Source organism: Glaciimonas sp. CA11.2 (assembly GCF_034314045.1).
GTDB lineage: Bacteria > Pseudomonadota > Gammaproteobacteria > Burkholderiales > Burkholderiaceae_D > Glaciimonas.
This window is the reverse complement of record NZ_JAVIWL010000001.1, coordinates 3,855,735-3,881,661: the sequence shown is the minus strand read 5'-3', so window position 1 is coordinate 3,881,661 and position 25,927 is coordinate 3,855,735. Positions and strand designations below refer to the sequence as shown.

Here is a 25,927-nt window from a genome sequence, read left to right as displayed (position 1 = left end):
TATCCACAACCTTTTTTATATAAAGCTACGCTAACGAAAAAATAGCCATAGGCAAGATGTCATGTTTCAAATAAATACTGATTTCATCGCTTATTGCCAGCCAACTCTTTGAGTAATAACGTGTTAATGGGTGCATCCCATGAACGAACGGTGTTTGAACTATTTTCTGATGCAATCTCTGGATCCCATCCCGGCCATCCACGAAATTCATGGTAAGACCATGACCAGCCAAATTGCTTGAAGAGGGCCAAACAATCTGATACATATCGTGTCGCTGAGCCGTTTGGCGCCCAACGTACGCAACTAAATTCGCCTACGTAAATCGGCACTTTATGCAATTGCTGAAAAGCGATCGCATCTCGCAAGCTAAGTTCAAGCTGACGTCGATCCCACGCTCCAACACCGGTGACCACATCACCCACTTTCCATTCAATCCCTGCCGGATAAGGAATAGTTTGCGTCCATGCAGGACCGACATGTTGATGCGTGATAGCGTGGGGCGAGTAAACGTGAATGCTGTACACCACCTGACGATCGCTAAACGGTAAAAAATCGCGTAGTCCGATTGCCTGTCCACCGCCCACGCCTTCATAAATAATCGGCAATGTCACACCCGACTCACGTATTCCTGCGATAGCTTGTCCTGCCAGAGGTCGCCAAAGCGCGTGAGCATCTTCCACCCTGCCACTTGGCCATGGTGGATTAGGTTCGTTCATTAGATCTAGCCCTGCTATAGCAGGATGATTCTGAAAGGTCCTCGCAAACCATTTCCAATTTTCAACAAAACTATTCCGCAAAGAATCATTGTGCCAAAACGATGGTTGTTCACTTCCCTCAAAATCGCCAGCAACAACCATCTTTATGTCGCGTGCGTGGCACCAATTTAAAATCCGTTGAAGTGCTGCAATATCGCCGGAGCTTCTCCCCCATTGATCGCAGCTCATGCATTTTTTAAACGGGAAGAAAACCCGCCCGACGTTTGCTCCGGTTTTAGACAAAGCGTCGAAGTATGTAGGGTCATCGCCGCGCCTACCTGCGAGTCCGATGTCAAAACCTTTAAGCTGGCCATTCGAGAAATTGGCCGCTGTTGTGCCGGTGTCCTGGTATACCGATGCCCATGTATAGGAAGGTAACAATATTGCCCCGATACCCATCTGCATTAGACGCCGACGCGATAAATATCTCATGTGGCCTCATCTTCATTGCGCGTCAATGCCGCCAATAAAAATCCTGCGACAAGCATGAATGGAAACAAATCGAGCTTATTAAAAACACCGGCTATCAGCCACGTCGTAAATGTTAGGGTTATAGCGGTAGCTTGCATGACACGCGCAGCCTGCCGAGAGTAATCTTTTGCGACACTTGCCGCTTTTTTTCGGCCAATCCGATATAGAGAAACCAGAACGAAACAGAACAATCCAATAGCGACAACGCCACCCTTCACTAATAAGTATGCAAAACCATTATGTAAAACAGGGGCAAGCCGCACACGCACACGCTCGCCTTTGGAACCCGAGCCCAAAGGCATAAAAAGTCCTAGATCTACCTCAGCGCCAAATCCCTGCCCCATTGCTAGTCCTAAAACCGAACCGGAGGAATAATATCTCCACGCTCTAGCAGTTTCGTAGCCACGCCAATTGTAATTAATGCTCTTTAAATCGGTGTATTCTTGAATAGTGAGTTCATCCGTAGAGCGGGCAATCTTACCCAAAAAAGTGGTGCTGGCTTCGTTCGAGTCCACATCGATACCCATCCGCAGAATACCTATTACCAACAAACTAACGACAAGGATTACCCCAATGTGTAAGGCCTCCCTACGCACAAAAGCCCCTGAGGAAGCAAGTACGCCAATCAAGGTAACGATCACTATCGTGCGAGAAAAGCTGGCAGTTATCGCCAGCGCACAAATGACCAGACAAGCGATAGCCAACCAGCGTGGTAATTTGAGAGCTTCTAACCACTTTCCTCGATACGCGAACAAAATGGTGAAAGCAAGCGCTGGGGCGTAATACCCTGTACCTGCGACTTCTCGTAGCGCTACGGTACTCAAATTAAATAGATCAGGATGAATAGCGAAATTTGCCAGGTAAAGCAAAGAAAGCAAGGTGCCGGCAATCACAAAAGCCCTCAGTCCGGATCCTAGATCAGGCATGCAACGATATAGGACATATCCAACACTAATGATGATCGGTGCGTTCGACACATACCAAAGATCTTTTAAAAAGATGTATCGATCGGCGCTTGAACCTACTGCCAAACCAATAATAATAATCAAGAAAAAAGGGGCGATCACCCTTAGCAGATTTTTATCGAATGACTCTTTGGAACAAATCCAAGCAAACAGCGCTAGCAATAGTAAATATAAATTCATGCCCGACAGCAAGCCAGGTGGAAAAATCACAGCAAATACCAAAAGCAAAATAATAGATATCGCTGGCCACGAAGGTAATTGCTTCGTCGCCCTTTCGCTAGGGATATGAGTCGAAATATTTTTGAAGTATCTTTTCATTTTATTACTTGGCAGCTCTGCATTTGTTACGAACCAGTTTCCGATGTCTAACCTAGTAAATTTTAAATATCATTTTTTATTGCATATCAACCATGTGAAGAGCGGCGTCACAATAGGACTGGACCACCTCGTCTATAGTCATATCCACAGAACCTGATTTATCTGTCACGTTCAAAGTGCTCTCTCGTACTACTGATTAACTCTAAAGGTAAGAAGTTGCCCGACTTGTTAATCAACAAAAATAAAAATTCGTATCCATTCAGCTAAGATGTTTTCAAATTAAAAATCTCGAAAATTTATAAATCGTTGGAATTATTAAATCAACCCGGATTCGCACTGATCCGCCATGTTCTTCCGTGAAAATAAAGACGTGCCCAAGGCCATAACGCCTTAGTTTGCATGTTTGCAATATCGCGTAACGCAACAAAGAAAAAGGAAGAAATGTAACCAGAAATAAAATAAGAGACAACGGTCGCCAAGGCCGCACCCAAAGCGCCAAATTGTGGTATCAACACAAAATTCATCGCCACGTTAATGATCAGCCCAATCCCCGTAACACTCGGTGCGTAGCGCTGTAGTCCCAGAGTCGCCAGCCAACGATGGCGCGCTGTATTCAATGCAATCGCAACACAGCTCCACGCATGTAAATAAAAAATATTTATCGCGTTCTCATATCCTGCGCCAAACATCAGATGGATTGCTGGCCGTGCCAAAATCAGTGAGATGATGGTCGCAATCATTGAGCCACCCGCCGCTAGATCAAATAACATCTGTCCCTGCTGACTCCCTAGCGATTGCCCTCGATCCATAAAGCGCCTTGCTAGTACCGGATAAGCCGATTCGATAATTACAACCGGTACTATGTAGAGTACCTCTGACAGCTTTTGCGCCAGACCGTAAATACCAGTTTCGCTATTGGTCGACAAATACCCAAGCATGACAACATCAATCTTCATGTAAGCAACCACCGCTACTGCGCTCAACATGTAGGGCCAACTTTCTCGGGCTATTACGATGATGAGTTGACGTCCCTCAGACCAACCATCATTACCGATCTTTCGGGTCACACTAAGGTAGGCCAACGTCATTCCAACGCTTGTAACTAATGCTTCAAGGACGACAGTCCAAGCCAGCGCAACAACTCCAAAGCCAAAAAGCAGGCAGGCAACCTTTGCGCCAGCAGCGATTAAAGTCCCAGTAATGCGGGCCATTGCTGGACGCGTAGGTAACGTCTTAGCTTTGAACCAATAGTCGAAGACACTAAACGTGCTTAGCGGAATACTTAGACTGACGATCAGCGTCACTGAAAGTGCCAATGAATCGTTATGTTTCAATAAGTAAGCCGCGAGAGTCGCCAATACCAATACCGCCAGTCCTGCAGCGCAGCGCAACACCAGCACTGCGCGCATTACGGCGCTCGGATGCTGGCTGTGCATAAGTCGGAAAATTACCGGCGTATCCAAGCCTAGCGTTGCTATGGATAGCAGAATCGCCATAAGCGCCGATGCAAAGTTCAAGATACCAAACTGCTCCGGCCCCAATTGCCTCGCAATAAAAAATGACACTGCCGCAACCGCCATTAACCGAACCATATTTTCGACTAGTAGCAATACACTGCTGGTGACAACTTGGCGAGCACCGACCGTCATCCTGCATCCAATATTGTGTTGTCTTTGCATTGCTTTAAGACCCCGTTTTTTACCCGGTGCACCATGCTTAATGACAAGCCAAGAAGGACTGCTGGCAGGATTAAAGAGGGCCTTATTAGCATGTTCATTTAGTTTGCCGATTGTGTTGCGCAGTAAGCACTAAGAGTCAAAGCAATGCCTTGTTCCAGTGTGGTCGTTGCTGACCATCCCAGCGCCTTGAGACGTGAGACGTCTAGCAATTTCCTTGGCGTACCGTCCGGCTTCGAAGCGTCGAACACAATCTTGCCTTCAAATCCAATGATCCTCATGATGGTCTCCGCCAACTCACGGATCGTTACGTCTATTCCCGTACCGATATTAAATAATCCATCCTTAATTTCGGCGTGCTCCATCAGGAAAACACAAGCATCAGCCATATCATCTACGTATAGAAATTCGCGCATAGGCGCGCCAGAACCCCACAATTCCAGCGATAGTTCTCGGCGCTGTTGGGCTTCATAGGCTTTTCTTAACAAAGCGGGTAAAACGTGCGAGTTATCGAGATCATAGTTGTCGTTGGGACCATACAGATTGGTCGGCATCGCGCTAACGTACTGGCGACCGTATTGACGGTTATATGACTCGCAAAGTTTTATGCCTGCAATTTTTGCGATCGCATAAGGCTCGTTGGTCGACTCCAGAGGACCAGTAAGAAGATATTCTTCCTTTATTGGCTGCATGCAGTCTCTCGGATAAATACAACTTGAACCGAGAAATAGCAGCCGCTCTACGCCAGCTAAATGCGCTGCATGTATGAGGTTTCCCTCGATCATCAGATTTTGATAAATGAAGTCAGCACGCTGAATATTGTTGGCTTGAATACCACCAACCTTCGCGGCTGCAAGAAAAATATAATCAGGTTTTTGATCCTGTATAAATGCCTGCACTGCTGCCTGATCCAGAAGATCAAGGTCCTTGTGCGTACGCGTCAAAATATTGCTATAGCCTTTGGCCAAAAGGTTGCGTGCGATAGCTGAACCGACCATCCCTCGATGGCCCGCTATGTATATCTTGGCGCTCCTATCCATCGCCGTCTTATTCATGATAATCAAACGCTGTGAAGCCGTGCTTCTTGACCAATTCGTCACGCTCGGCGCTCTTCAAGTCCTCACGTACCATCTCAGAAACTAGTTCCTGGAAAGTAGTTCTAGGAGTCCAGCCCAGCTTTTCTCTGGCTTTCGTCGGATCTCCGAGTAAGGTTTCCACTTCGGTAGGACGGAAATAGCGAGGATCAACTTTGACGATACACTTGCCGTTTTTGTCGACGCCAATCTCATCGACGCCCTGGCCCTTCCAATAGATCTGCATGTCAAGTTCCCGCGCAGCCGCATCAACGAAATCGCGGACGCTGTATTGCACGCCGGTAGCAATGACAAAGTCATCCGCTTGATCTTGCTGCAGCATGAGCCATTGCATTTCGACGTAATCTTTCGCATGGCCCCAGTCACGTAACGAATCCATATTGCCCAAATATAGACAGTCCTGCAGTCCCAGCTGGATTCGGGCCAGCGCACGCGTGATCTTGCGGGTAACGAAGGTTTCTCCGCGCAACGGACTTTCGTGGTTGAACAAGATGCCATTGCAGGCATACATGCCATAGGCTTCGCGATAATTGACAGTAATCCAGTAAGCATATAGTTTAGCAACCGCATAAGGACTGCGCGGATAAAAAGGCGTTGTTTCCTTCTGCGGCGTTTCTTGTACTAAACCGTACAATTCAGAGGTTGATGCCTGATAAAAGCGCGTCTTCTTTTCGAGACCCAAAATACGGATCGCTTCCAGTAAACGTAAAGTGCCGATACCATCTGCATTGGCAGTGTATTCAGGCGTGTCAAAACTAACCGCGACGTGGCTCATTGCGGCGAGATTATAGATCTCATCTGGCTGAACCTGTTGAATGATGCGAATGAGGTTGGTCGAATCAGTCAGATCACCGTAATGCAATACAAAATTACGATTGGAAACATGCGGATCTTGGTATAAATTATCAATACGATCGGTATTGAAGAGGGACGAACGCCGTTTTATACCGTGAACAATATAGCCTTTTTTCAGCAGGAATTCGGCCAGGTAGGCACCATCTTGGCCAGTTACACCAGTAATTAAGGCAATTTTCGACATTGAAATCTCTTTAAATTTAAATTAACTGCTCAACCTACCGGTGAGACGAATTCTTGCGTTGTTATCAATCTGCGACAAAAGCGAATTGATGAACTGATCCTGCAAAGCATAAGCGTGCGCGTTGTCCGCATCTAACGACGATACCCGGACCAGCATGCCGTCCGGAACAACGCCAGTCAGGCCGTAAGATAACTGGGTCAACATCCGCCCGAACCCTGGCAACGTCGCTTTATTTCCAACCGTCAGCCAATATGTTATTGGCTCGATACGCGAACCAAGCACAGCCTTCAAACGACGGACAGGAATTTTTCCTATCGGGGTCGGCAATTCAGAGACCACATTGCTAACGAGCTGAAATCCTTGCGCGGTATAACAAAACTCGGGACGATGAGCCTGCGTACCCTCACCACTCTGGTCGCCGCCGTAAGCAATCGAGAGCATAATGCGCTCGCCCTTTCGGTTGATATATGTTCGAGATAACGTTTGGTTGTAAATTGCGTTTAACTGTGCCTCCACACTGGAATCGACTGCCACAGGTACTATCGAATTATCTAATTCCCAACCTGAAAAAGTATTCGGGATCATCCGCTCTAAGCTAAATTTCGGCTGCTGATCTGCAATCTTTGCAGTCGGTGTCATGACCTTTGTTAAAGCACTGGAGAAGACCATTAATCCACCCAATATCGCGCAAGTAATCCATTTATTTTTCATCTCGTACTTTCTGGATTACCGTACTTTTTGACACGCGTTTTTACGATGAACCTCAGCAACGAATCGGTAGTAATAATAAGCATCAGGGCGCTTAGGAACAGCACCATCCCGGCAAACCCATGCAAAAAACCTTGTCCGGCCGCATCACCCAAATAATAGGTAATTAATGTAAGTGCCATTACACGGATAACGTTGGCAGTAAAGGAGATCGGGACTATCAAAATGGCAAGAACAACATTACGAATAGTGGCCGTATGCCGCACAACATTCAGATAAAACAAACCCAGCGCTTCCAGCGTCAAAAGTGTATGCAGACCGGCACAAGCGTCAGCGACCATCAGTTGGTATTGTCCTATCTGCAAAATGACCCCGCTACGCGCAATAGGATAGCCAGCGAGATACAACACGTGCTCCGTAACAAAAGAGACCGCCATTTTCATAGGTAAGGTGACTGCAATCACTATCGAACCCGGCAAAGGCACCATAAAAAGCATAAAAAAGAACGGAAACCATTGCGCTTTAAACGCTTCCCCACCCTTTATCACTAATAGAATTCCGATAAGAAGCACAATAAAGGAGGCGGTTTCAAAAAGTAAAATGCCTTGAGAGCGCCCAACGATGTACAGCAGCAAGCCGAAAATACTTATGGGCCAACCAATTACATTACCCTTTTCCCCCTCACTACGATTCAACATGTTTGGCCAATTTATTATCATCAGCCAGACCGCAAGACTTAAAATGATCGGCCCATGCGCGTTGTCTTCGCTGATCCATATGCCAGTTGCGAGATCGAAGAAAGTTGGCACGTACAGGATCAACAGACCAACTATTAAAGGCCACCATACGGCAAAGATTTTTTTCGATGCAGTCAGTGTGTTTCTACCGGAAATAGTCAGTCCATTGTTCATTAAAAATCGACCATTACCGAACCGATCACTTCAGTACCAACTCGTCCAAAATGATCAGCCATTGCATTGATATCGGCGATACGGGTTTCATTTTTGCGGGCGACCAACAACACACCGCCGGCGCGCGCCGCAATCGCCAGCGCATCGGCCCCAGCCGAGAACGCTGAAACGTCGTAGATGACGACATCAAAAAGCTTAGAAATACTCAATGTAAGAGGACCAAAAGACCGGCGGCTAATCAGTTCCTGCGGATTGGGTGGTATTGTTCCGGCTTGTAATACGGACAGATTATCGAAGTATTCAACTTCGGCAATGGCATCCAAATCTGCTCGTCCACCAAGTATGTCGGACAAACCTTGCTTGCCGGTAAGGTTAAAAATTTGTTGTTGGCGTGGGTTGCGAAGATTGGCATCGACAAGTAATGTCTGCTCGCCAAGTTGTGAAAACACGACCGCCAAATTGGCGGCGAACAAACTAGCTCCCTCTCCAGGATTCGCACTCACAACGGCAAGTGATTTATTTCCGTTGGCGAACCATCGGAGCATTAGCTGGCTGCGTATCGTCCGTAATGTTTCGGCTTGCTCGCTAAAAGGCTCATAGACTGTAACCAGCTCTGGCGCAAAATTGCCTAGACCCGGTTCCAGATAGGAATAGTCAAACTGACGGGCAAGAACCTGTTGAATATCAGCTTCGGTAATTAAGCCGAGACTTTGCGCGGCTTCGCCAAAACGCATGCCCTTTTCTTTTTGCTGGCGAATTATCTCTTCTGCGTCTTCCAGTGTTATTTTGCCCATGTCGACCAAGAGGCGGCCAATACTAGACTCACGCACTGGAGTGAGGGGTTGCACAGATACAAGAGCAGTAGGTGGGTTCATCTGGCGTTCCATGATTCAATTCGCCTTCGGGTTGCTTCGTAAAAAACGGTTTAAAAAACTCCCACGCAATCGTACTGGCGGATTCCATTGCAGCACACCGAGAACTGGTACCCCCAGCACATTGATGAGATCCTCAGTAGATCTAACGCGACGATCCATCATTTCTGCCATTAAGCCAAAACTCAATCCGAGCATCGTTCCTAGAAAAATCGATACGAGCATGTTTATTAACACTTTGGGATTCGATGGAACGATGGGTGCGACCGCAATATTCAATACTGCGATGTCGGATTGATTAGACTGCCCTTCCATATTTGTCTGACTGTAGCGAGCCGATGCACCTTCGTAGGTTCGTTGCGCATTTTCCATCTCGGTAGTCAGCACCTTAAGTTCGTCACGTGCGCTATTGAGAGCCATTACCTTTGTGGTTTGCAAAGCTAGTGCGGAGCGAATTTCGGCTTCGCGCTGTCGCAGAATTTGGGCATTCCCAGCCACACCACCACTAGCTAACTTTATTTGTTCATCCAGATTAGACCGCAACTTATCAACTTCAGACTTGGCAGATTGGTACTGTGGATGATTTTTTTCGACACGCTGGGATGTATCGGCAAACTTAGCTTCTGCTATCGACAAGCTAGCTTTCAAGTTTTGGACAAGAGGGTTGCCCAATACATCTGGTGATACTCCCAAACCACTTTGTGCCTGGCGCTGCCGAGAGCTAGCCTCCATAGACTGACCTTGTGCCAGCACCAATTGCGAGGAAAGATCATTTAGCCGCGCAGACTCAACATCAAGGCGATTATCAGCGTTCACGATACCGTGCGCTTGCTGATATACAGATAATTTGTTTTGAGTTTTCTCAAGTGCTTCTCGCAATAAGCTAATCTGATTAGTGAAGTAACCAGATGCTTTTTGGGAAGGCTCTATTTTAAGTCGGATACTTATTTGCAGATAAGCGGAAGCAAATGCATTTGCAACTTCAGCAGAAAATTGTGGATCAGCGCCTTTGAAACTAATATCGATCACACTACTTTCTCGCGACGGTACGACTTCCATTTTTTTCAACAACAAATCTGCAAGCCAGTCTCGAATAGTTCCCTTACCGTCTGCATTGGCAATGAATTGCCCCCTAACCACCGCGCCGTCGGCTAACTTGAGATCATCAACGACTCTCAGGGCGACGCTCCTGCTCGAAATGATATCGACCTGTGTTGCCATGTATCCCGGCATTAGCAGTGCTGGCAATGCTATACCAGTAACGGGATCTACACCCTTATAATTTAATACTAGCGAGGTAGTTGCCTTATAAGTTTTAGGAAGTAAAAGGTTGACCGCCAAAGTAACGACAAAAGACAATAGAAGCGTGATCAAGACTACCTTGTACCTCACGCGCAGGATAAGCAGGAACTGGTTAAAATTCATTTTTACACTCTCAAAACATAGCTAATGCGTCCAGGCGCTATCCTATAAAAGGTTGGCACTTCCCGCGTTATTAAATGACTAAATGCGTCTTAGTTTGTTGACGTAGTAATTATCAGTACGAATCATCTCGGAATGCATTTCCTGAAGAATATTGTTCGCTCAGAAATGTAACTTTAGGTCGAATATGGGCCCTGCAATGTAAGAAGCTTCGCGATGTTCCGAGATAAAGGATGCGACTAACCAGGATCAAAATTTCTTATTCGAGCCGATCCTTTAATCATTTTTTTAGCCTGCCTTATTTTTCAATGTGCACTGTAAATTGCATTAAATTTAAGTCATTTCATGTAGGAGAAAAACTGCAAAACTGTGCTCTTCTCAAAATATCAGGTCTCGATACTGCTTTGAACACACATTTATTATAAGAAATAAAAATATCAGGAACTCTACAAATGCCTACATTTCCTGACATTTGCACACAATCATTCGGATAAATTTTGCTGCTTGAGGCGCGATTTCAGAGGCTTATTTATGTTCGTATAATGAAGACGTCTAACTGTGAGCGCTTGGTAAGATGTTACAAATCAAAACAGACTTTCCCGCACGTACAACACATCATCCGAGCCAACCAGGTCATCATGCTTGGCAACAATTTCTTGCAGGACACCTTTTTCGTCGCGACGCTTTAAACGTACGTTGCGCGCTGTTCCTCTTTGGCTCAAACCACCGCCGACTGACAAAGCCTGTAACACGGTCATATTACGTTCGAGGCGATAGGTCCCCGGGCGCTGAACTTCACCATAAATATAAAAGCGCGGTGCACGCTCTACATAAATAACGTCTCCACCTATCAACCCCTGATTCTGTTTCATATCGCCGGTACGGACCATTTCAATCAGGTCGATGACCTCTTTTTCGGTCTTGCCATTACGGGTACGGATCAACGTAACGGTGTCACCCGCATCCGCATTGCCACCGCCCGCCAGCGCTAGGATATCGGTCAAGCTGCGTTGACCGTCAATCGGATAGCGCCCTGGACGATTGACCTGCCCTAGCACGGATACCTGCTGGCTTTGCATCAGCGTGACGATCACATTTACCTGCGCGTTGTGAATGAAGCTGCCAGCCTCTAACAAGCTGGCAATTTTCTTCTCAACGACCAATGACGAGACGCCACCGACCTGGACCTCACCAATCAATGGAAAGGAGATGCTGCCTGCTTCGCTGACGCGGGTTTCAAGCAACAGATCTGGATGATCGTAGACAGATATTCTGATCACATCACCAGCGCCGAGTTGCACGTCTGCGGCAAAGGCCGCACTCATTAATGGGTTACTGAAGGTGCCGCTTAATGCACCAATTACTAGCGCTAATATTACCAACCAATATTTTTTCATTTTGACCAATTCTATTTTTACTTTAAATACGTTAATGGCAAATTTTGTTCTGAATCGAGCGAAAATTTACTATCGGTACCGCGCATTACCACGTAGAGAGTTTTACTTTAGTCCGGCGACACCGCGATCAATATGATTTGCGGCCTCTGTTTTGTCTTCTACCGGCTTGGCGACGGGATCTGACGCTGCAGCTTCCTTATTGACCAACCCATCATTGAGGTATTCGATCTTGGCTGTTGTGTGTAAGCGTGCAACTTCTGTGGCTTCTGCTTCTTTATTTTTTTGGATTATCAGGAATCGCTCAATTTGCGGTGATGCGGCCTGCGCATTGATCGAAGCTTCCTTCATATCCTGCATGGCAATCAAAAGAGTGCGAGGGCCCTCTTTAATGGTAAAGAGCTGTCCCTTGGACATGGTTTTCATGGCCTTTAAAATATCGGGCGATAGATCCACACTAGTACGTGTGACATGTGTTGGGAGGAATTCAATCTTTTTACCATCCAACCAGGTTGCCACCTCATCTAGCGATTTTGCGGAGTTCATCACCGCAACCAGTTCCGGACTAAGGTTTCTGGTATCAACGATCAATTCCTTCAACTCAAATTGTTTGCGTTGTAAAAATAAATCTGGATTTTTTTGATAAAAATTATCTATATCCGATGTAGAAGGTTTACTGATATTTATAATTTTTTTCTGCAAATATGCCTGGGCTAAAATCTGTACTTTAGAGCGCTCAATTGCCTGCATTATCAAAGGATCGCGATCAAGCTTGTCATCCTGCGCTGCTTTAACTAGTAGTTGTCGATCAATCAGTCCATCTAATATTTGTTTGTTGGTGAACTTCTGCTGATCGCCGGTCCGCTGCAATTCATCGTTCAATTGAAGCACCGTAATATCTTGTCCATTGACGCGCGCCAGGGATTGACCGGGCGCCTTTTCTTTGTCACCGCATGCTGACAACGTAGCAGCCAAAAACAAAAGTAATGCAGCACCGGCGATACGTCTGGTTGGCGTCATCGTCATGATTACGTGGCGTAATGAAATGGTGGCATTCATGGAAACTTCACTCCTTCAGCGATCTGCTTAAATGGGGGACTTACAAATATATCGACCACTTTATGGGTCACGTAGAGAGCAAAGATAAATTTCTTAGTACATGTTAAAACCAAAAATTTTTGTCTGATCATCGTGCAAATTTAAAACTCATAGTGCGCACTCACATGCGCGCCATTGGCCTTAAATCCCAATTGCGTGATCGTAGAACTCAAGGTTTCATGAAATATTGCTGCACTTACTTGCAGGTGTGAATAGGGAAGGTAAGTTACCGCTACCGATGCTCTGCGATCGCTATCGCTACGCGTGGACGGCGTGACTCCGCGTATAACAGCCACGCCGTTATAATCGCGCTGCTCCAGGTTGTAAGAGCTATCAATACGAACTTTGGATGCAACGTCCCAACCAGCAGTTAGATTTACACCACGGACCAAAGCGTAATTGGCAGTGAGATCGGCCACTGCACTAATCTCGCGCCAGACATTTAAGGTAAGGCCGATCTTGCCAGTTGCTGCCAGATTTCCGACAAACCGGGCGTTCGCACCATTAAAGTTTTCTGTTGAGAAAGTATCGTAGGTTCGCTGCACCCAACCACCGAGAAACTGTATCCGTGATTTTCCGGTCACCTGCCAATCTACTTTGCCTTTAAATTCATTTTGAATATAGTTGGCACCCAGAACCGACCCATGGCAATCGCTATCGGGGCAACCGCCACGAAGATGGCGTAATTGAACGCCGATGGTGCTGCTGCTAGGAGCCAGATAATCAAGGCCAAGTTCGGTGGTATTCTGCGTTTGATCGCTACCGCGCAATGCAGTAAGATCGTACGATAACTGGTAACGACTAACCGCCCCGCGCACTCGCCAGTCTGCACCGAGCCGCCATGCGGCATCCAGAGAATTAGTCCACTGCCGCCGCACGTTTCCCTGAAGCTGTACGTTGTTTTGACTAGTACGGAAACTGTCAAACGGGGTCAGCGACGCTGAATAGTTTGTGGAGGCATTTCCCTCAAGGTTGTTGCCCAAATGCCAGTTCCAGTTGGCGAGCAAATCCTCGCCAGTGTTATCAAACTGTCTGAAATGGTCAAAGCTGGAACGATTAAGGCTAATGTCGGCGGTAAAGTGTTGCAGACTTATTTGCTTGTCAAACCGAAATCCACCGGCGGCACGTCTCACTGTATCCGACATTTGATTAGAGCCTTGCGTGGCCTTAGCAGCCGCGCTATCGTAGAAACGCAACAGATTATCCTCATAAAACAAAGTGTAATTTGCATAAGGAGTCACAATATTGGGAATACTACCATCGCCCATAGCAGCAAATGCTGACACGGAGAAGAGTGCACTTGAAATGATTGATAACGCGCACAGGGAGCGCGCGGTGTAGCTGCGGTTATTTTGAAGCGGATGCATATGAAATGTGTGTTTCAGTCAAACTGAAAATATCGCTACTCGGCTTTTAGATTGGCTATTAATTTTCTGTAACTTAATTCTGCGATTTACCTCAATGAGGCGTTTTAGTGCTGCCGGCAAATTTTATCAACTGTTTAACCATGGACCATTTTTTAGCCTCCCGAGAACCGGTAAGGCAGTTACTTTTTCTAACCGATAAGAGCAATGGCGAATCGTCACACGATAGTCAATTATTTGTTCCCTTATGTAGCAGCCAACAGAGGTTTCCCAAAAAAATATAGCGACACCTCGTATTAATGGCTCTCTTTAAATTTCTGTTTTGGCCAAAATAAACGTATTTTTTAAGCCAATATTTCAAAAAATTGAAATTAAACGCATCACTTATACATCTGTTTTTTTAGATGATTTACGACGTGCTTTAAAAGTGATAAAACCAAGACCTAAAAACATCATTGCGTAGCTTGATGGTTCTGGAACTGCCGATACAGGAAAAACGTGAGAGGTGACGAGCGCTGCTGGAGTAGTACTAAAAGTGCCCACACCATTTGCGCCAAAGTCTGCCAAATAGTCTGACGGTGAAGTCAATGCGGTGCTCAATGCACTAAACGACAGGCTCATACTTGAGTAAGCTGGATTGATGCTTGCAAAATTTAAGAAGTCAGATGTGTATGTAATATTCTGAGTATTACCGGAGGCGTTGAACGACGCACTAAAGCCATTGTTAATACCCAAAAGCGTCGTAGGAAGCGTTTTTGTAGTGATGACCGCGGTTAACAAATTACTTAGCCCGATAATAGGAACATCGCGCGTGATCTTAATCGTCATCGTACTATCTAGCGGTTGTGCATCGTAACCTATCGCTACTATATTTTGCTCTGCAGTCGAAGTCGATGATGTCATCGTAAGATGAGCAGCTTGATTGCCTGTCAAACTCGCATTAAGTCCGCCAAGGCCAGCGTTACTAAAAAAGAAGTTTACAGGATCGTTGACTGCACCGAACGTAGCCGTATTGTTAGAGATGATATTTTTGAACGTAAAATAATCGTTATTCGTTGAGTCAGCAAAGGTAGCGAACGTTAAACCATTGTTAGGGGCAGTAACATTTGCGGCGATTGCAGGCATTGGGCTAGCGAAAGCCATGAATGCAGTCAGCATCAACGGCGCAGTTGCTGTCAAGAGTAAGATTTTTTTCAGCATCGGTTTCATAATTAATCTCTTTTTTTGTTAAGAATTTTTGCCAGGATTGCTGGTTTTCCCCATCTGCGCCAAGACACTAATCCCGTCATCGTCTATTTATTCAAGAAATTTTTATCACTTCATAAAATTTATCTCAAATTACTAAACTAAAAAGCTCGTGTCGACATTAAAATATTATATTGAACCTACATACAAGTATTCTTACCAAATCCGACAATTACTGACATTCAATCCAAATAACTCTTGGATTACTAACTCTCGCCTCTTTTAACACTTGCAATCAGAATCCCTTTTGTACCTGAACCCATAATCTGGCTGAGGCCGTGGTGCCTACCAACTTTGGCGTCGCGCCAATCGGCGCTGCTAGTCCGGTGGTAACACTCCATCCTTGCAAACCAAACCAACTTAAACCAACACCAGCGCCGGAGATGGTTGCGGCATTGGGGCCACTGACAAACACTGTCTTCTCCACTTGTACTCGACCGCTATCGACAAAGGCAACTGCTTGCCATAATCCCTGAGTCGGCAAAGCCAGGTTATGACGTAACTCAAGCGTCACTAGAACCCCTTGTGCGCCTGCCATTGCGCTGACGTCATAAGCCCTTACGCTATTTGGTCCGCCAAGAATAAATTGCTCGGATGAATCCAGATTATTGTTAGCCATCTGGCCCGTAACAGCGACGTATAAGGCATTGGATGAGGATAACTGTTGCAATCGCGCAATAGAAAAATTGACTTTTAGATAGCCGCCCTGGGTACGCGCTCCAGCGACATCGCCAACCTGTGCTGCGGCGTTGTCAAAGGTGAGGTTGCCAAACGCGGTGCTCAGGTTGAAGTTGGTTATCCCACTGCTGTCTCTGTGATCCCCGGCAAGGATTGCCATCAACGCATTGGTGTGCCGATCGGTCTGCGTGTTATTTATATCGACGTGATCGCGCAACTGCTTGTGGTCGAACTCTAACTGGCCGTATAGGTTGCCGTTTACGCTTCGAATAAAAGGATGAGAAAGCTGTAACGTTTGAACCTCTGCAGTACCGTGCGCACCCAGATTAGAGAGTCCATTTGAAAGACGGTAATTTAAAGCCGAGACTGCCGCGCCTAATCGCGTGCCCTGTCCATCCAGCAAAAATTGGTATCCCAGACGCCCATAGTTCAATCCCTTGCCAGAGGTAAGACCGTTCAGGGTCAGCGAATCGCCCTGGTGAAATGGACTATTTACGTTGAGACCAGCGCTTAATCGAGCGCGACCGGTGTAGCGGCTACCAGTATTATCAAGGCCTAAGCTGCTGCTATAAGGCGCTCCGGGCGTAATGTCTACCAGCAAATCTGAGGTTCCCAATACTGCTCCTGGACGCAAGGTAGAGTTAACAATTACCCCAGGAATATCGGCAAGCAATAACAGACTACGATCCAGAGAATCCTGGGCAACCGGCGCGCCACTTTTCAGCGGGCTAAGCGTGGCCTTCAGTGGACTGTCTGAAACGCCACTGGTATTTTGAAGATTGATAGCGCCATATCTGGCTTCAAGCACGGCAATCTGTACAGTTCCGCTGTTAAGTGTCTGAGCCGGAATATAGGCTTGTGCCAACAGGTAACCGTGTTCGTGGTAGTACTGGGTAATACGGGCCGCTAACGCGTTCAGATCCCCTAGAGTGAGCGACTTACCTTCACCCGACACGACCAGAACATGTAAGTCTGCCGTTGGTAGCAAAGTATTGCCGATGATGTCGATACGACTAACCAGAAATGCCGCAGATGGCGGAACCTGACTAATTGCGGGCTGTTCAATAGTCAATTCTGGACGTAAGGTTGGTAGCGGTGCTGAAGGTGGTTGAACCTCTTGCAGGATCTGTCCTCCCCCAAACGGCGCCGCCGCGAGTGCGACACCAAATGGATAAACCAGCGCCAGGAACAGCGCCAAACTAAGTGCATGAGGAATGTGAACGCGGTCTGAGCGCGAGCGTGAGCGATGTGGCAAGGTCATGTGATCGATAGCATTAGATGTGGAAAACCTTTGGTGGCGTGAGGTCTGTTTCCGAAAATATTGGATGATCATGGCGAGACGCCATTTGGCAAGCGCACCCCGGCGTCCTGCACATTGAGATCAAGACCCGGTTGGAAATCTGAAACACTTCCGCTAGCTTCAATCGGGTTGTAACGTGTTTTTTTGTGGTTGCCGGTAAAGTTTGCAATCGCGCTTGAAGAGGCAATACCGTAAGGAGTTGGGATAGCACTATCAGTATTGAGAAACGATTGAATGAAGGCCATCGACATGATCGGCTCTGATGCCGAAATAAGGTTGGCGCTATCGACTCCTCCGATTAAGGTGTAATTGCTCGCCAGACCCGTGCCATCGTTCAGCGCCAGGTTGCCGAGAGAAACGACCGGTTGAATGCCGATATTTTTGCTGGCAAGTGTGCCACTACCTGTTAACGCCAGTGTTTCACCATTGGATCCGGAAACCGTACCGCTGGTACCGAAAATTCCGGCACTGGCATTAGTCGACCCATCAATCAAACGCGAGCCGTTGAGATTGACGATAGCCGGTGTGATGCTAGCGGTGGTCGCGGCAGCGCTGCTGAATACATAATTGCCTGCATCAATACCGCTGTCAGCGATGCCTGTAACGCTTACGATTTTTTGCTGGCCGACATTTTTGTCAGTGAAATTGGCAGCGGCATTGGTAAAGGCCACTTTATCTGTGCCTAATACACCGGCACTAGTCAATGTCACGGTATCAATCGCGTTGCCGTTATAGACCTTGTCGGTTCCAACAGCATTAACCGTGATAGCCAACGGTGTGATGTTGGCAGTCGTCGTTGCGACGGTGTTGATGCTGTAGTTACCGGCGTCAATACCGGTCTTGATGATGCCTGTGACGTTCACTGTTTTAGTTTGACCAACGTTCTTGTCGGTAAAGTTAGCGGCGCTATTGGCAAAGATCACCGTATCCAGATTTAATACGCCAGTGCTAGCTAATGTGACGGTATCGATAGTATTGGCGTTATACACTTTGTCAGTGCCAGTGGCGTTGACGGTGATTGCTAGCTGCGTGATGTTTGCGGTCGCGGTTGCTGCGGTGTTGATACTGTAATTATCTGCATCGAGACCAGTCTTGGTAATACCGGTGACGTTCACCGTTTTACTCTGACCGACGTTCTTATCGGTAAAGTTAGCAGCGCTATTGGCAAAGGTCACCGCGTCCATACTCAGCACACCGGTGCTGGCTAATGTGACGGCATCCGTGGTATTCGCGTCATAGACTTTAGTATGGCCAGTAGCATTAACCGTGATGGCTAATGGTGTGATGGTGGCTGTGTCGATGCCGCCGACTAAAGTGTAATTGCTGGCCTGGCCCGTGCCACTGACAAGCTGCAATGAACCGAGTGATTGGACGCTACGCGATCCAACCGATTTATTACTCAAACTACCGCTACCAGATAGTGACAAACTCTCTCCACTCACGCCTGTTGCGATAGTGCCGAAAATATTCGCGTCGGCATCAATCAGGGCGTCATAAATTCGGGCGCCGGTCAGATTAATCACTTTAGCGCTAATGCTACCTGTTCCGTTGTCCCTTGATGGAAGCGTGTAATTGGATAGTAACGTGCCATTGGCGGCCGTCAGATTACCAGCCGTTAAAGCGCCGCCCGTAATGCTCAGGTTATTGCCCACGTCAGGCTGTGAGAAGTTGCCCGTCACGCCACTTTTAACAACCGCGCCCTGACCACTTATAAAACCGGTAAAGACGGTATGACTACCGCTCAGGTCAGCCATCGTGCTACCGTCATATGCTCTTGTCGCTGTCGAGGTTGCACTCAAGGTTGCCGGCGTAATTATTGCAGTCAAACCGGTAGGTTGCGTGATGGCGTAGTTAGTCCCACCCACTCCCGTCAATGTCATCGCAGTGGTCACTGTATCGTTACCGACATTACCGTTATTGCCAAGCGTGCCTGTCGTGGCATTACCCAACGTTGGCGTGTCCTGATTGTACAAAGTGCCAGCGAGGGTCGCACCGGTGAGGATGTCAACGGTTGTGCCATCGTAGACACGCGACGTGGTCGCGACACCTATCACCGTCAATGGCGCGGGCGTAATCCTCAGTGCGGTTGCGTTTCCTGCCGCTGCAACAAAAGTATAATTGCCGTTATTCGCGGTTAGGCCGCTGCCATCGATAGAATAGGCGCCGACATTGCTAGTACTTGTTGCAGTCCTATTATCGAATGCAAGAGTGCCCGTAGTAGCATTGGATAAAGTCTCGCCGTGCACAAAACCGGTGACGCTGCCCGCTTGAACGCTAGGTATATTAAGACCGTATTGATAGCTTACTGGCGTCGCCACGTAAGTCAATATTGCAGGCGTAATGTTACCGATGCCGTTATCACTTGCAGGCAATGTGTAGTTGGTCAGCAATGTGCCGTTATTGGCGGTCAGATCGCCGGTCGTTAGCGCGCCGCCTGTGATGGTCAGAGCGGAGCCAAAGTTGGGTTGCGAGAAAGTGCCGGTGACGCCGCTTTTAACACTTGCACCCTGACCGCTGACGAAACCACTGAAAGTGGTATGGGTTCCGCTCAGATTCGCCACATTGGTCCCGTCATAGGCTCTGCTGACTGCGGAGGTGGCGCTCAAGATTGCAGGACTAATCACTGCAGTCAATCCAGTCGGTTGCGTGACGATATAATTGCTGCTCCCAGGACCCGTCAACGTCATGGCTGTCGTCACCGTATCGGTACCAACATTTCCACTCGAGCTAAGTGTGCCTGTTGCAAAATTACCCAGTATCGGGGCATCGGGAAGGTAAACAGTGCCGCTGAGGGTAGCGCCGGTTAGTACATCAACCGTCGTGCCGTCGTAAACACGCGGCGTGGTTGAAACATGAAGCACCGACAGAGGTGCGGGCGTGATCGTCCCATTGCCTACTGCGGATACTGGAAATATGTAGTTATTGGAATTAGTTCCGGTTGCTGTCGAAAAATTATTTGCAGTCAAACTCGCTGATACTGATTCTGGCCCTGCATTCGCCGATCCATACGTGCCAACAGTCTGGTTGATTGCCGCACCCTGCGATCCGACAAATCCTGACAACATGAAATTTGTGTTGGTTAATGCCGCCGGTGTAGTGTTGTCATAGGTTTTAGTCGGATTACCGACAATTATGGCCGTGAGTTGGGCGGGCGTGATCGTACCAAGTCCAGCGGCAGTCGGCGGTAGCGCGTAATTGGACAATTGTGTGCCGGCGCTTGCAACAAAATCTGAAAGCACGAGCGTCGATGCCACGCTAACATTCGTTCCCGCATCAGGTGATGTGTAGTTAGCTGTAGCCGATTGCGGAACCGCAGCGCTTTGGCCTGCGACGAAACCGCTCAATGTATAGTTTGCCGCGGTCAGGGTTGTTGAGGAGGAACCGTCGTATGACTTGGTAGGATTACCAATAATCACCGCAGTGATAACAGCTGGCGTAATATCCGCTGTCAGACCGGTTGGTTGACTTAACGCGTAGTTTCCGGCTTGCGCTCCAGCGAGCGCAAAACCGCTTGCTCCGACAGCCAACTGGTTGCCGATATTAACCGAACCGAACGTGCCGGTTGCTCCAGACGTTATCAATGTCACGCTGTCCTGTCCTGCTGATCCGGTCAAAATTCCGGACAAGTTAGCGCTTGCGTCATTCAACGTCGCCGCATTAGTCGCGTCGTAGGATTTATTACTTGCTGTAACGCCCAGTATGCTTAATGATGCCTGGGTGATATTAGCCGCCAATCCTGTGATGGGTTGTAAAACATAGTTGCCAATGGCACTACCGGAAAGCGAGAATCCAGTTGGCGATACAGCCAGATTATTGCCCGCACTGGCAGTCGAGAACGTTCCGGAAGCACTTCCATCGACAAGCGTAACGTTAGCAACATCGCTGGCAACCAGGCCGCTCAACAATGCATTGGTTGTATTCAACACATCTGCTGTTGTAGTGTTGTAGACCTTATCAGTTGCCAATACCCCTCTGACATAAAGTGGTGCAGGCGTAATATGGCCCGTCCCTACAGCCGATGTCGGCAGCACATAGTTTGTGAGCACCGCACCGTTTGGCGTGAAATCAGACGACATCAGCGTGACTGTAATGGCCTGTGCGCCAGCGTTTGGCGCGGCATAATTGATTAATGCAGATTGATTGATCTGTGCGCTTTCACTACCAATAAATCCAGAGATGACGTAATTTGAAGCACTCAATACGGTGGACGTCGCACCGTTATAAGTTTTGGTTGGATTATTGACGATCAAGACCGAAAGCGGAATCGGTGTAATCGTGCCAGTCCCGTAAGCGGTGGTCGGCAATGTGTAGTTAGTCAGAGTAGTGCCTGCATTGGCGACGAAGTCTTGCGTGGTCAGCATGGCACTAACAGGCTGGGCGCCTGCATTGACGGACGAATAATGCCCAACCGTTTGATTAACTGAAGCACCGTCACCATGCACAAATCCTGATAGAGAATAGTTAGACGAATTCAATGTCGCCACCGAGGAGCCATCATAAGATTTTGACGGATTGTTGATGATGGATGCTTGCACATTCATCAAAATAGCGAGAGGCGTAATCGTTCCGAAACCGGAAACGCTGGCAGGAAGAATATAGTTCGACAGCAATGTGCCTTGTCCAGCGGTATAGTCCGACGGAAGCACGCTGGTCGTAATGGCTTCGACCCCGACATTGGCAGAAGCATAAACACCGCTTGCATGACTAATGGTCGCACTTTGCCCTGGAACAAAGCCACTTAGCGCATAATTTCCACCACTTAGCGTGGCTGTTGTCGCGCCGTCGTAAACTTTAGTCGGGTTATTAGCAATAGCCACCGTCAATGGTGCTGGCGTGATAGTGCCGATACCAGTTACTGATGACGGGAAGCTATAGTTTGACAGCAAAGTGCCATTTGCTGCTGAAAAGTCAGGCCCAGATAAAGTAGAGGTAACGGCTTGCGTACCCGCATTTGGAGAACTATACGTCGCTGATGTAGTTTGTAAAACTGTTGCACTTTCCCCTGATATAAAACCTGAGACAGAAAAATTACCGGTTCCGAGCGCGGCGGTACTGCTGCCGTTATACACCTTGGTGGGATTGCCGATGAGTGAAATGGCAAGCGCCGCTGGTGTAATATCCGCCACGAGACCGGTGGGCTGAACGAGTTGATAATTTAAAGCTGCCGTGCCCGAAATGCCAAATCCTGATGAAGACACCGCTAATGCGCTACCAACGTTAGCTGACGCAAACGCGCCGGTCGCATTGGACGAAGAAAGTGAGACGTTGGATGCATCGCTATTCACCACCCCGGATAGCGCAGCACCGATGATGTTCAGGGCGTCTGCACGCGTGGCATCATAAACTTTATTGGTTGCTGACAAACCGGTGATCGTGAGAGATTTTGGTGTGATATTGGCTACCAGATTCGATGGCTCAACTATTTGATAATTGGCTGCGCTATTACCCGACAAAGCAAAACCGCTAACACTTACTGCTAGATTGTTACCGACATTTGACGTCAAAAACTGACCGCTCGCACCGCTACTGACTAAGACAACGGCACCAGAATCGATTGGAATAACACCATAGATTCCTGCATTAGTAGTATTTAATGCGTCCGTGGCTGTTCCGTTATAAATTTTGTTGCTTGACAGAACACCTGTCACTTCGACTGCCGCTTTATTGATTACTCCGGCTCCGCTGGCCGATGTAGGTAAAGTGTAATTGAGTAAATTGGTACTGCCGCCGGCGACAAAATTCGAGGTAGAAAAGGTCGCGGAGACCGTTTGTGCGCCGGCATTGGCCGCACCGTATGACACGCTGGAAGGTTGATTCACGGTGGCGCTCTGACCGGTCGCGAATCCTGCAAGCGCGTAATTTGACGCAATTAAGGTTGCAGTCATCGTACCGTCATACACCTTGGCAGGCGTACCTATTATCGATGCAGTGAGCGCCGCTGGTGTAATAGTACCGATACCTGCAGTTACAGCCGGGCCGACAATCCCGTAACCATATACGTCAATACCGGCGGTATTTTTTGCCAATAAACCTGCAGATGCAAGCGAGGACGAAACAGCCATATTGGTACCAGCATTGGATGATCCAAAAATACCCGCCATGGATGCAAACGTATCGCTATTTATCAAGCCCGACACAGCAACATTTGAGGCTGATAGCGCTGCACTCGTGTTGCCATCGTAGGTTTTGCTTACCGCTCCTGACAGTCCTGTCACAGTCAATGTGGGCGCGATGCTATACAGAGAAGCGTTACCTGCGGCTAAGGCTGGCGTGGTTTGATAGGGGGCGTTGTATTGGATAAAATTGGGGATTAGTCCACCAAGCGTATCTAATGTTGGGCTCGTGGAATAGATGACCCATTTTGAGGCCGATGCTGACACCGCCGAGGCACCCGCGTTATTGACAAAATTTGCCCCGGTAGCCAGGGTGACCCCGGCATCACCACTTACTGAACCGGCAGAACCGATGGTTATATTTCCACCGGCTGCTTCCATGACTACGGAACCCGTACCATGAACGGCAGCGTTGACGTTAATGGCATGATAAGCGGAAAGCGTCAACTTTATACTGGGATTTACATTGGTCCAGTTGATCGCCGCATTGACATTAATGTCACCTGCACCAGCCGTTTGCGTACCCGATCCACTCGCACCGTTGGCAGTCGTCTGCTCGGTAACGCTGGTTCCGCCCGTCAACGTACTGGCGATCGTCGTTGCTGCGCTGGCGTCGATAGTTAAGTCAGTTGGATCAATTAACCATGTGCCCGCCTGCCCTTGCCTGGCGCTGGCAGTGATGATTGCGTTGTTCGCAACCCTTACTTGCGCTGCACTGGTTTCGATAGCACCACCATTGCCGCCATTGGGTGCGCTGGCATCCAGCGTGCCACCAACATTGACCTGGCCAGACTGCATGCCGCCTAACAAAGTGATGACACCGTTGTGATCGTTGACGGTACGCGCATAAATCACACCGGTATTGTTCACCACACTGGCCAATACTGTGTCTTTTGCACCGGCTGTCATAGTCACCTGACCGCCATCAGCCTGGATCAATTGCTTGTTTTCGGCAAGGTTATCCAACGTACTTTGATCAACTTGCAGATGGACTAGCTTGTCACCGCTAAACGTCAATGTCTCAGCGCTGCCGCCACCCAGCGCCACCGTTCCTAGCGTGGCAGAAATGACACCCTGATTCGAGACAGTATTACCGATCAGCGCGACATAGCCTCCGCTAGCCGCGGTGATCGTTCCTTTGTTAATTATGCTGCCGGTGCCAGAGCCGCTAAAGCTGACGCTGCTTGATCCAAGGGCGTTATCCGACACATTTAGAGTCGAAGCCACTAAACCACCGACATTAACCTGCGCGTTCTGACCGAATAAAATCCCGTTCGGGTTAATCAACCACACTTGACCATTGGCATTCAGATGCCCGAGTATCTGACTTCCGGTTGAACTTTGAATCCGATTAACTGCGATTGAATTACTTCCCGGCTGAACAAAATTTACCGCCTCATTAGCAGCCACATTAAAGCCTTGCCAGTTCAGCGACAGATTTTGGCTCGATTGCTGAATCGTAGTGGTGGATGCTGCCTGGTTTATAGTGCCGGTTCCCGCCGTTATCTGGCCGCCAAATGGTGCGGCCTGAACAATCCCTGCAAGGCCTAGCGAAATAGACAGTAAAGAAAGCATAGGAATGGCGCTACGCAGACTAGTGCCGGCACGACGCGTGCAGCTTGCACCGCGCTGCGTACTGCGGGCAAATTCGCAGGCTACCACCCATTGATTAATGGCGCGATTCCAGACCAGACGGTAAATATTGTTCATGTTATTTTTTTTAGAAGCGTGTTTTTGAATGGGGCGCACGTCCGCTTCTATTGAGAAGCCATTCCGCGCCTACTGATTGCACTGCAGTCTTGTTCCGGGGGAGCTTGAAACTGGTTGGAGTCGTAAAGTGATACCGAGACCAAATACACTAGGAGGAGGTGCGCGCGACATTGATGCGCTGGGCTTGTTCCGCGTTTGGTTGCAGTGCCGTGATATGAACGACGCAGACTGCCCTCGCGGATGCATCACGATGTGCTCCTGACCGCCGAATCGCTTCCGAGTACCATCTTTCATGAAATAATTATATTCAGGAAATAATGTCAGCAAACCGACCAATATCGATAGTTTCTGACATTGAGAATTGGGGATATGCATAATTCTTCTGATGCACTGCGAAGAAAATCTAGTGCACTAAAATGCAAAAATCCAATAAGGATCCTGATGTGTCCAGTTACAACAAAATACAACAAAAGCGGAGGGAAGCAGATGCATTTAGGCAATACGTATACTATATTTCGGCTTAACCGATGATGGCAGTCGATGCATTGACTAGTCATTGAACTACAACAGAATTAACCGTAACAGAAGACGTCGGCGTCCCCGATTGCCATTGGCGTGCGCGTCGGTTCAAGTTGAGTCGAGAATGTTCGTAACAACGTCTATCGCCTTTGTCGTATGCTGACAATTATCTGCAGCAGATCGTATGGGGTGTGCGGTAACCGACATTCGGCGATAGGCTTTGCAGTTTTTAAAAATGAATTATCAGAATTTTGGAAACTGCTAGTGAATGTAGT

The 25,927-nt window shown here is 47.9% G+C and carries 15 protein-coding genes; all 15 read right to left on the bottom strand.

Features of this window, described 5'->3' with window-relative positions; translation table 11 throughout:
• Window positions 1–83 precede the first annotated feature (83 nt).
• Complete coding sequence (locus RGU75_RS16800; protein ID WP_322237906.1) at window positions 84–1,187, bottom strand: glycoside hydrolase family 5 protein; 1,104 nt, start codon at window positions 1,185–1,187, stop codon at window positions 84–86.
• On the bottom strand, window positions 1,184–2,401 hold the full coding sequence (locus tag RGU75_RS16795; RefSeq protein WP_322237904.1) for a hypothetical protein: 1,218 nt from the start codon (window positions 2,399–2,401) through the stop codon (window positions 1,184–1,186). Before RGU75_RS16795 ends, RGU75_RS16800 begins: the two co-directional genes overlap by 4 nt.
• A 428-nt stretch (window positions 2,402–2,829) precedes the next feature.
• Window positions 2,830–4,158 carry a flippase gene (locus RGU75_RS16790; protein WP_322237902.1) on the bottom strand — a complete coding sequence of 443 codons (1,329 nt, stop codon included), beginning with the start codon at window positions 4,156–4,158 and terminating at the stop codon, window positions 2,830–2,832.
• 128 nt (window positions 4,159–4,286) lie between these two features.
• Window positions 4,287–5,225: a GDP-L-fucose synthase gene (locus RGU75_RS16785; protein ID WP_322240612.1), complete on the bottom strand. Its 939-nt coding sequence runs from the start codon at window positions 5,223–5,225 to the stop codon at window positions 4,287–4,289.
• Between the two features lie 7 nt (window positions 5,226–5,232).
• Complete coding sequence (gene gmd, locus RGU75_RS16780) at window positions 5,233–6,318, bottom strand: GDP-mannose 4,6-dehydratase (protein ID WP_322237901.1); 1,086 nt, start codon at window positions 6,316–6,318, stop codon at window positions 5,233–5,235.
• A 21-nt stretch (window positions 6,319–6,339) separates the two neighbouring features.
• Window positions 6,340–7,029 carry an exosortase-associated protein EpsI, B-type gene (epsI, locus tag RGU75_RS16775; protein ID WP_322237899.1) on the bottom strand — a complete coding sequence of 230 codons (690 nt, stop codon included), beginning with the start codon at window positions 7,027–7,029 and terminating at the stop codon, window positions 6,340–6,342.
• Window positions 7,026–7,937, bottom strand: coding sequence for an exosortase B (gene xrtB / locus RGU75_RS16770; RefSeq protein ID WP_322237897.1), 912 nt, complete (start codon window positions 7,935–7,937; stop codon window positions 7,026–7,028). Before xrtB ends, epsI begins: the two co-directional genes overlap by 4 nt.
• Complete coding sequence (gene epsG, locus RGU75_RS16765) at window positions 7,937–8,812, bottom strand: chain length determinant protein tyrosine kinase EpsG (RefSeq protein ID WP_322237895.1); 876 nt, start codon at window positions 8,810–8,812, stop codon at window positions 7,937–7,939. The genes xrtB and epsG overlap by 1 nt, the downstream gene beginning before the upstream one ends.
• Window positions 8,813–8,827: 15 nt before the next feature.
• On the bottom strand, window positions 8,828–10,234 hold the full coding sequence (epsF, locus tag RGU75_RS16760) for a chain length determinant protein EpsF (protein ID WP_322237893.1): 1,407 nt from the start codon (window positions 10,232–10,234) through the stop codon (window positions 8,828–8,830).
• 581 nt (window positions 10,235–10,815) lie between these two features.
• Complete coding sequence (gene epsE, locus RGU75_RS16755; protein WP_322237892.1) at window positions 10,816–11,628, bottom strand: polysaccharide export protein EpsE; 813 nt, start codon at window positions 11,626–11,628, stop codon at window positions 10,816–10,818.
• A 102-nt stretch (window positions 11,629–11,730) separates the two neighbouring features.
• Window positions 11,731–12,645: an EpsD family peptidyl-prolyl cis-trans isomerase gene (locus tag RGU75_RS16750; RefSeq protein ID WP_322240610.1), complete on the bottom strand. Its 915-nt coding sequence runs from the start codon at window positions 12,643–12,645 to the stop codon at window positions 11,731–11,733.
• 179 nt (window positions 12,646–12,824) lie between these two features.
• Window positions 12,825–14,090, bottom strand: coding sequence for an XrtB/PEP-CTERM-associated polysaccharide biosynthesis outer membrane protein EpsL (gene epsL / locus RGU75_RS16745; RefSeq protein WP_322237890.1), 1,266 nt, complete (start codon window positions 14,088–14,090; stop codon window positions 12,825–12,827).
• Between the two features lie 381 nt (window positions 14,091–14,471).
• On the bottom strand, window positions 14,472–15,296 hold the full coding sequence (locus RGU75_RS16740; RefSeq protein WP_322237888.1) for a PEP-CTERM sorting domain-containing protein: 825 nt from the start codon (window positions 15,294–15,296) through the stop codon (window positions 14,472–14,474).
• 271 nt (window positions 15,297–15,567) lie between these two features.
• Window positions 15,568–17,271, bottom strand: coding sequence for a ShlB/FhaC/HecB family hemolysin secretion/activation protein (locus RGU75_RS16735; RefSeq protein ID WP_322237886.1), 1,704 nt, complete (start codon window positions 17,269–17,271; stop codon window positions 15,568–15,570).
• A 68-nt stretch (window positions 17,272–17,339) separates the two neighbouring features.
• The gene (locus RGU75_RS16730) at window positions 17,340–25,133 is read right to left on the bottom strand and encodes a YDG domain-containing protein (protein ID WP_322237884.1); all 7,794 of its coding nucleotides are present in this window, start codon (window positions 25,131–25,133) and stop codon (window positions 17,340–17,342) included.
• Between the last annotated feature and the right edge of the window lie 794 nt (window positions 25,134–25,927).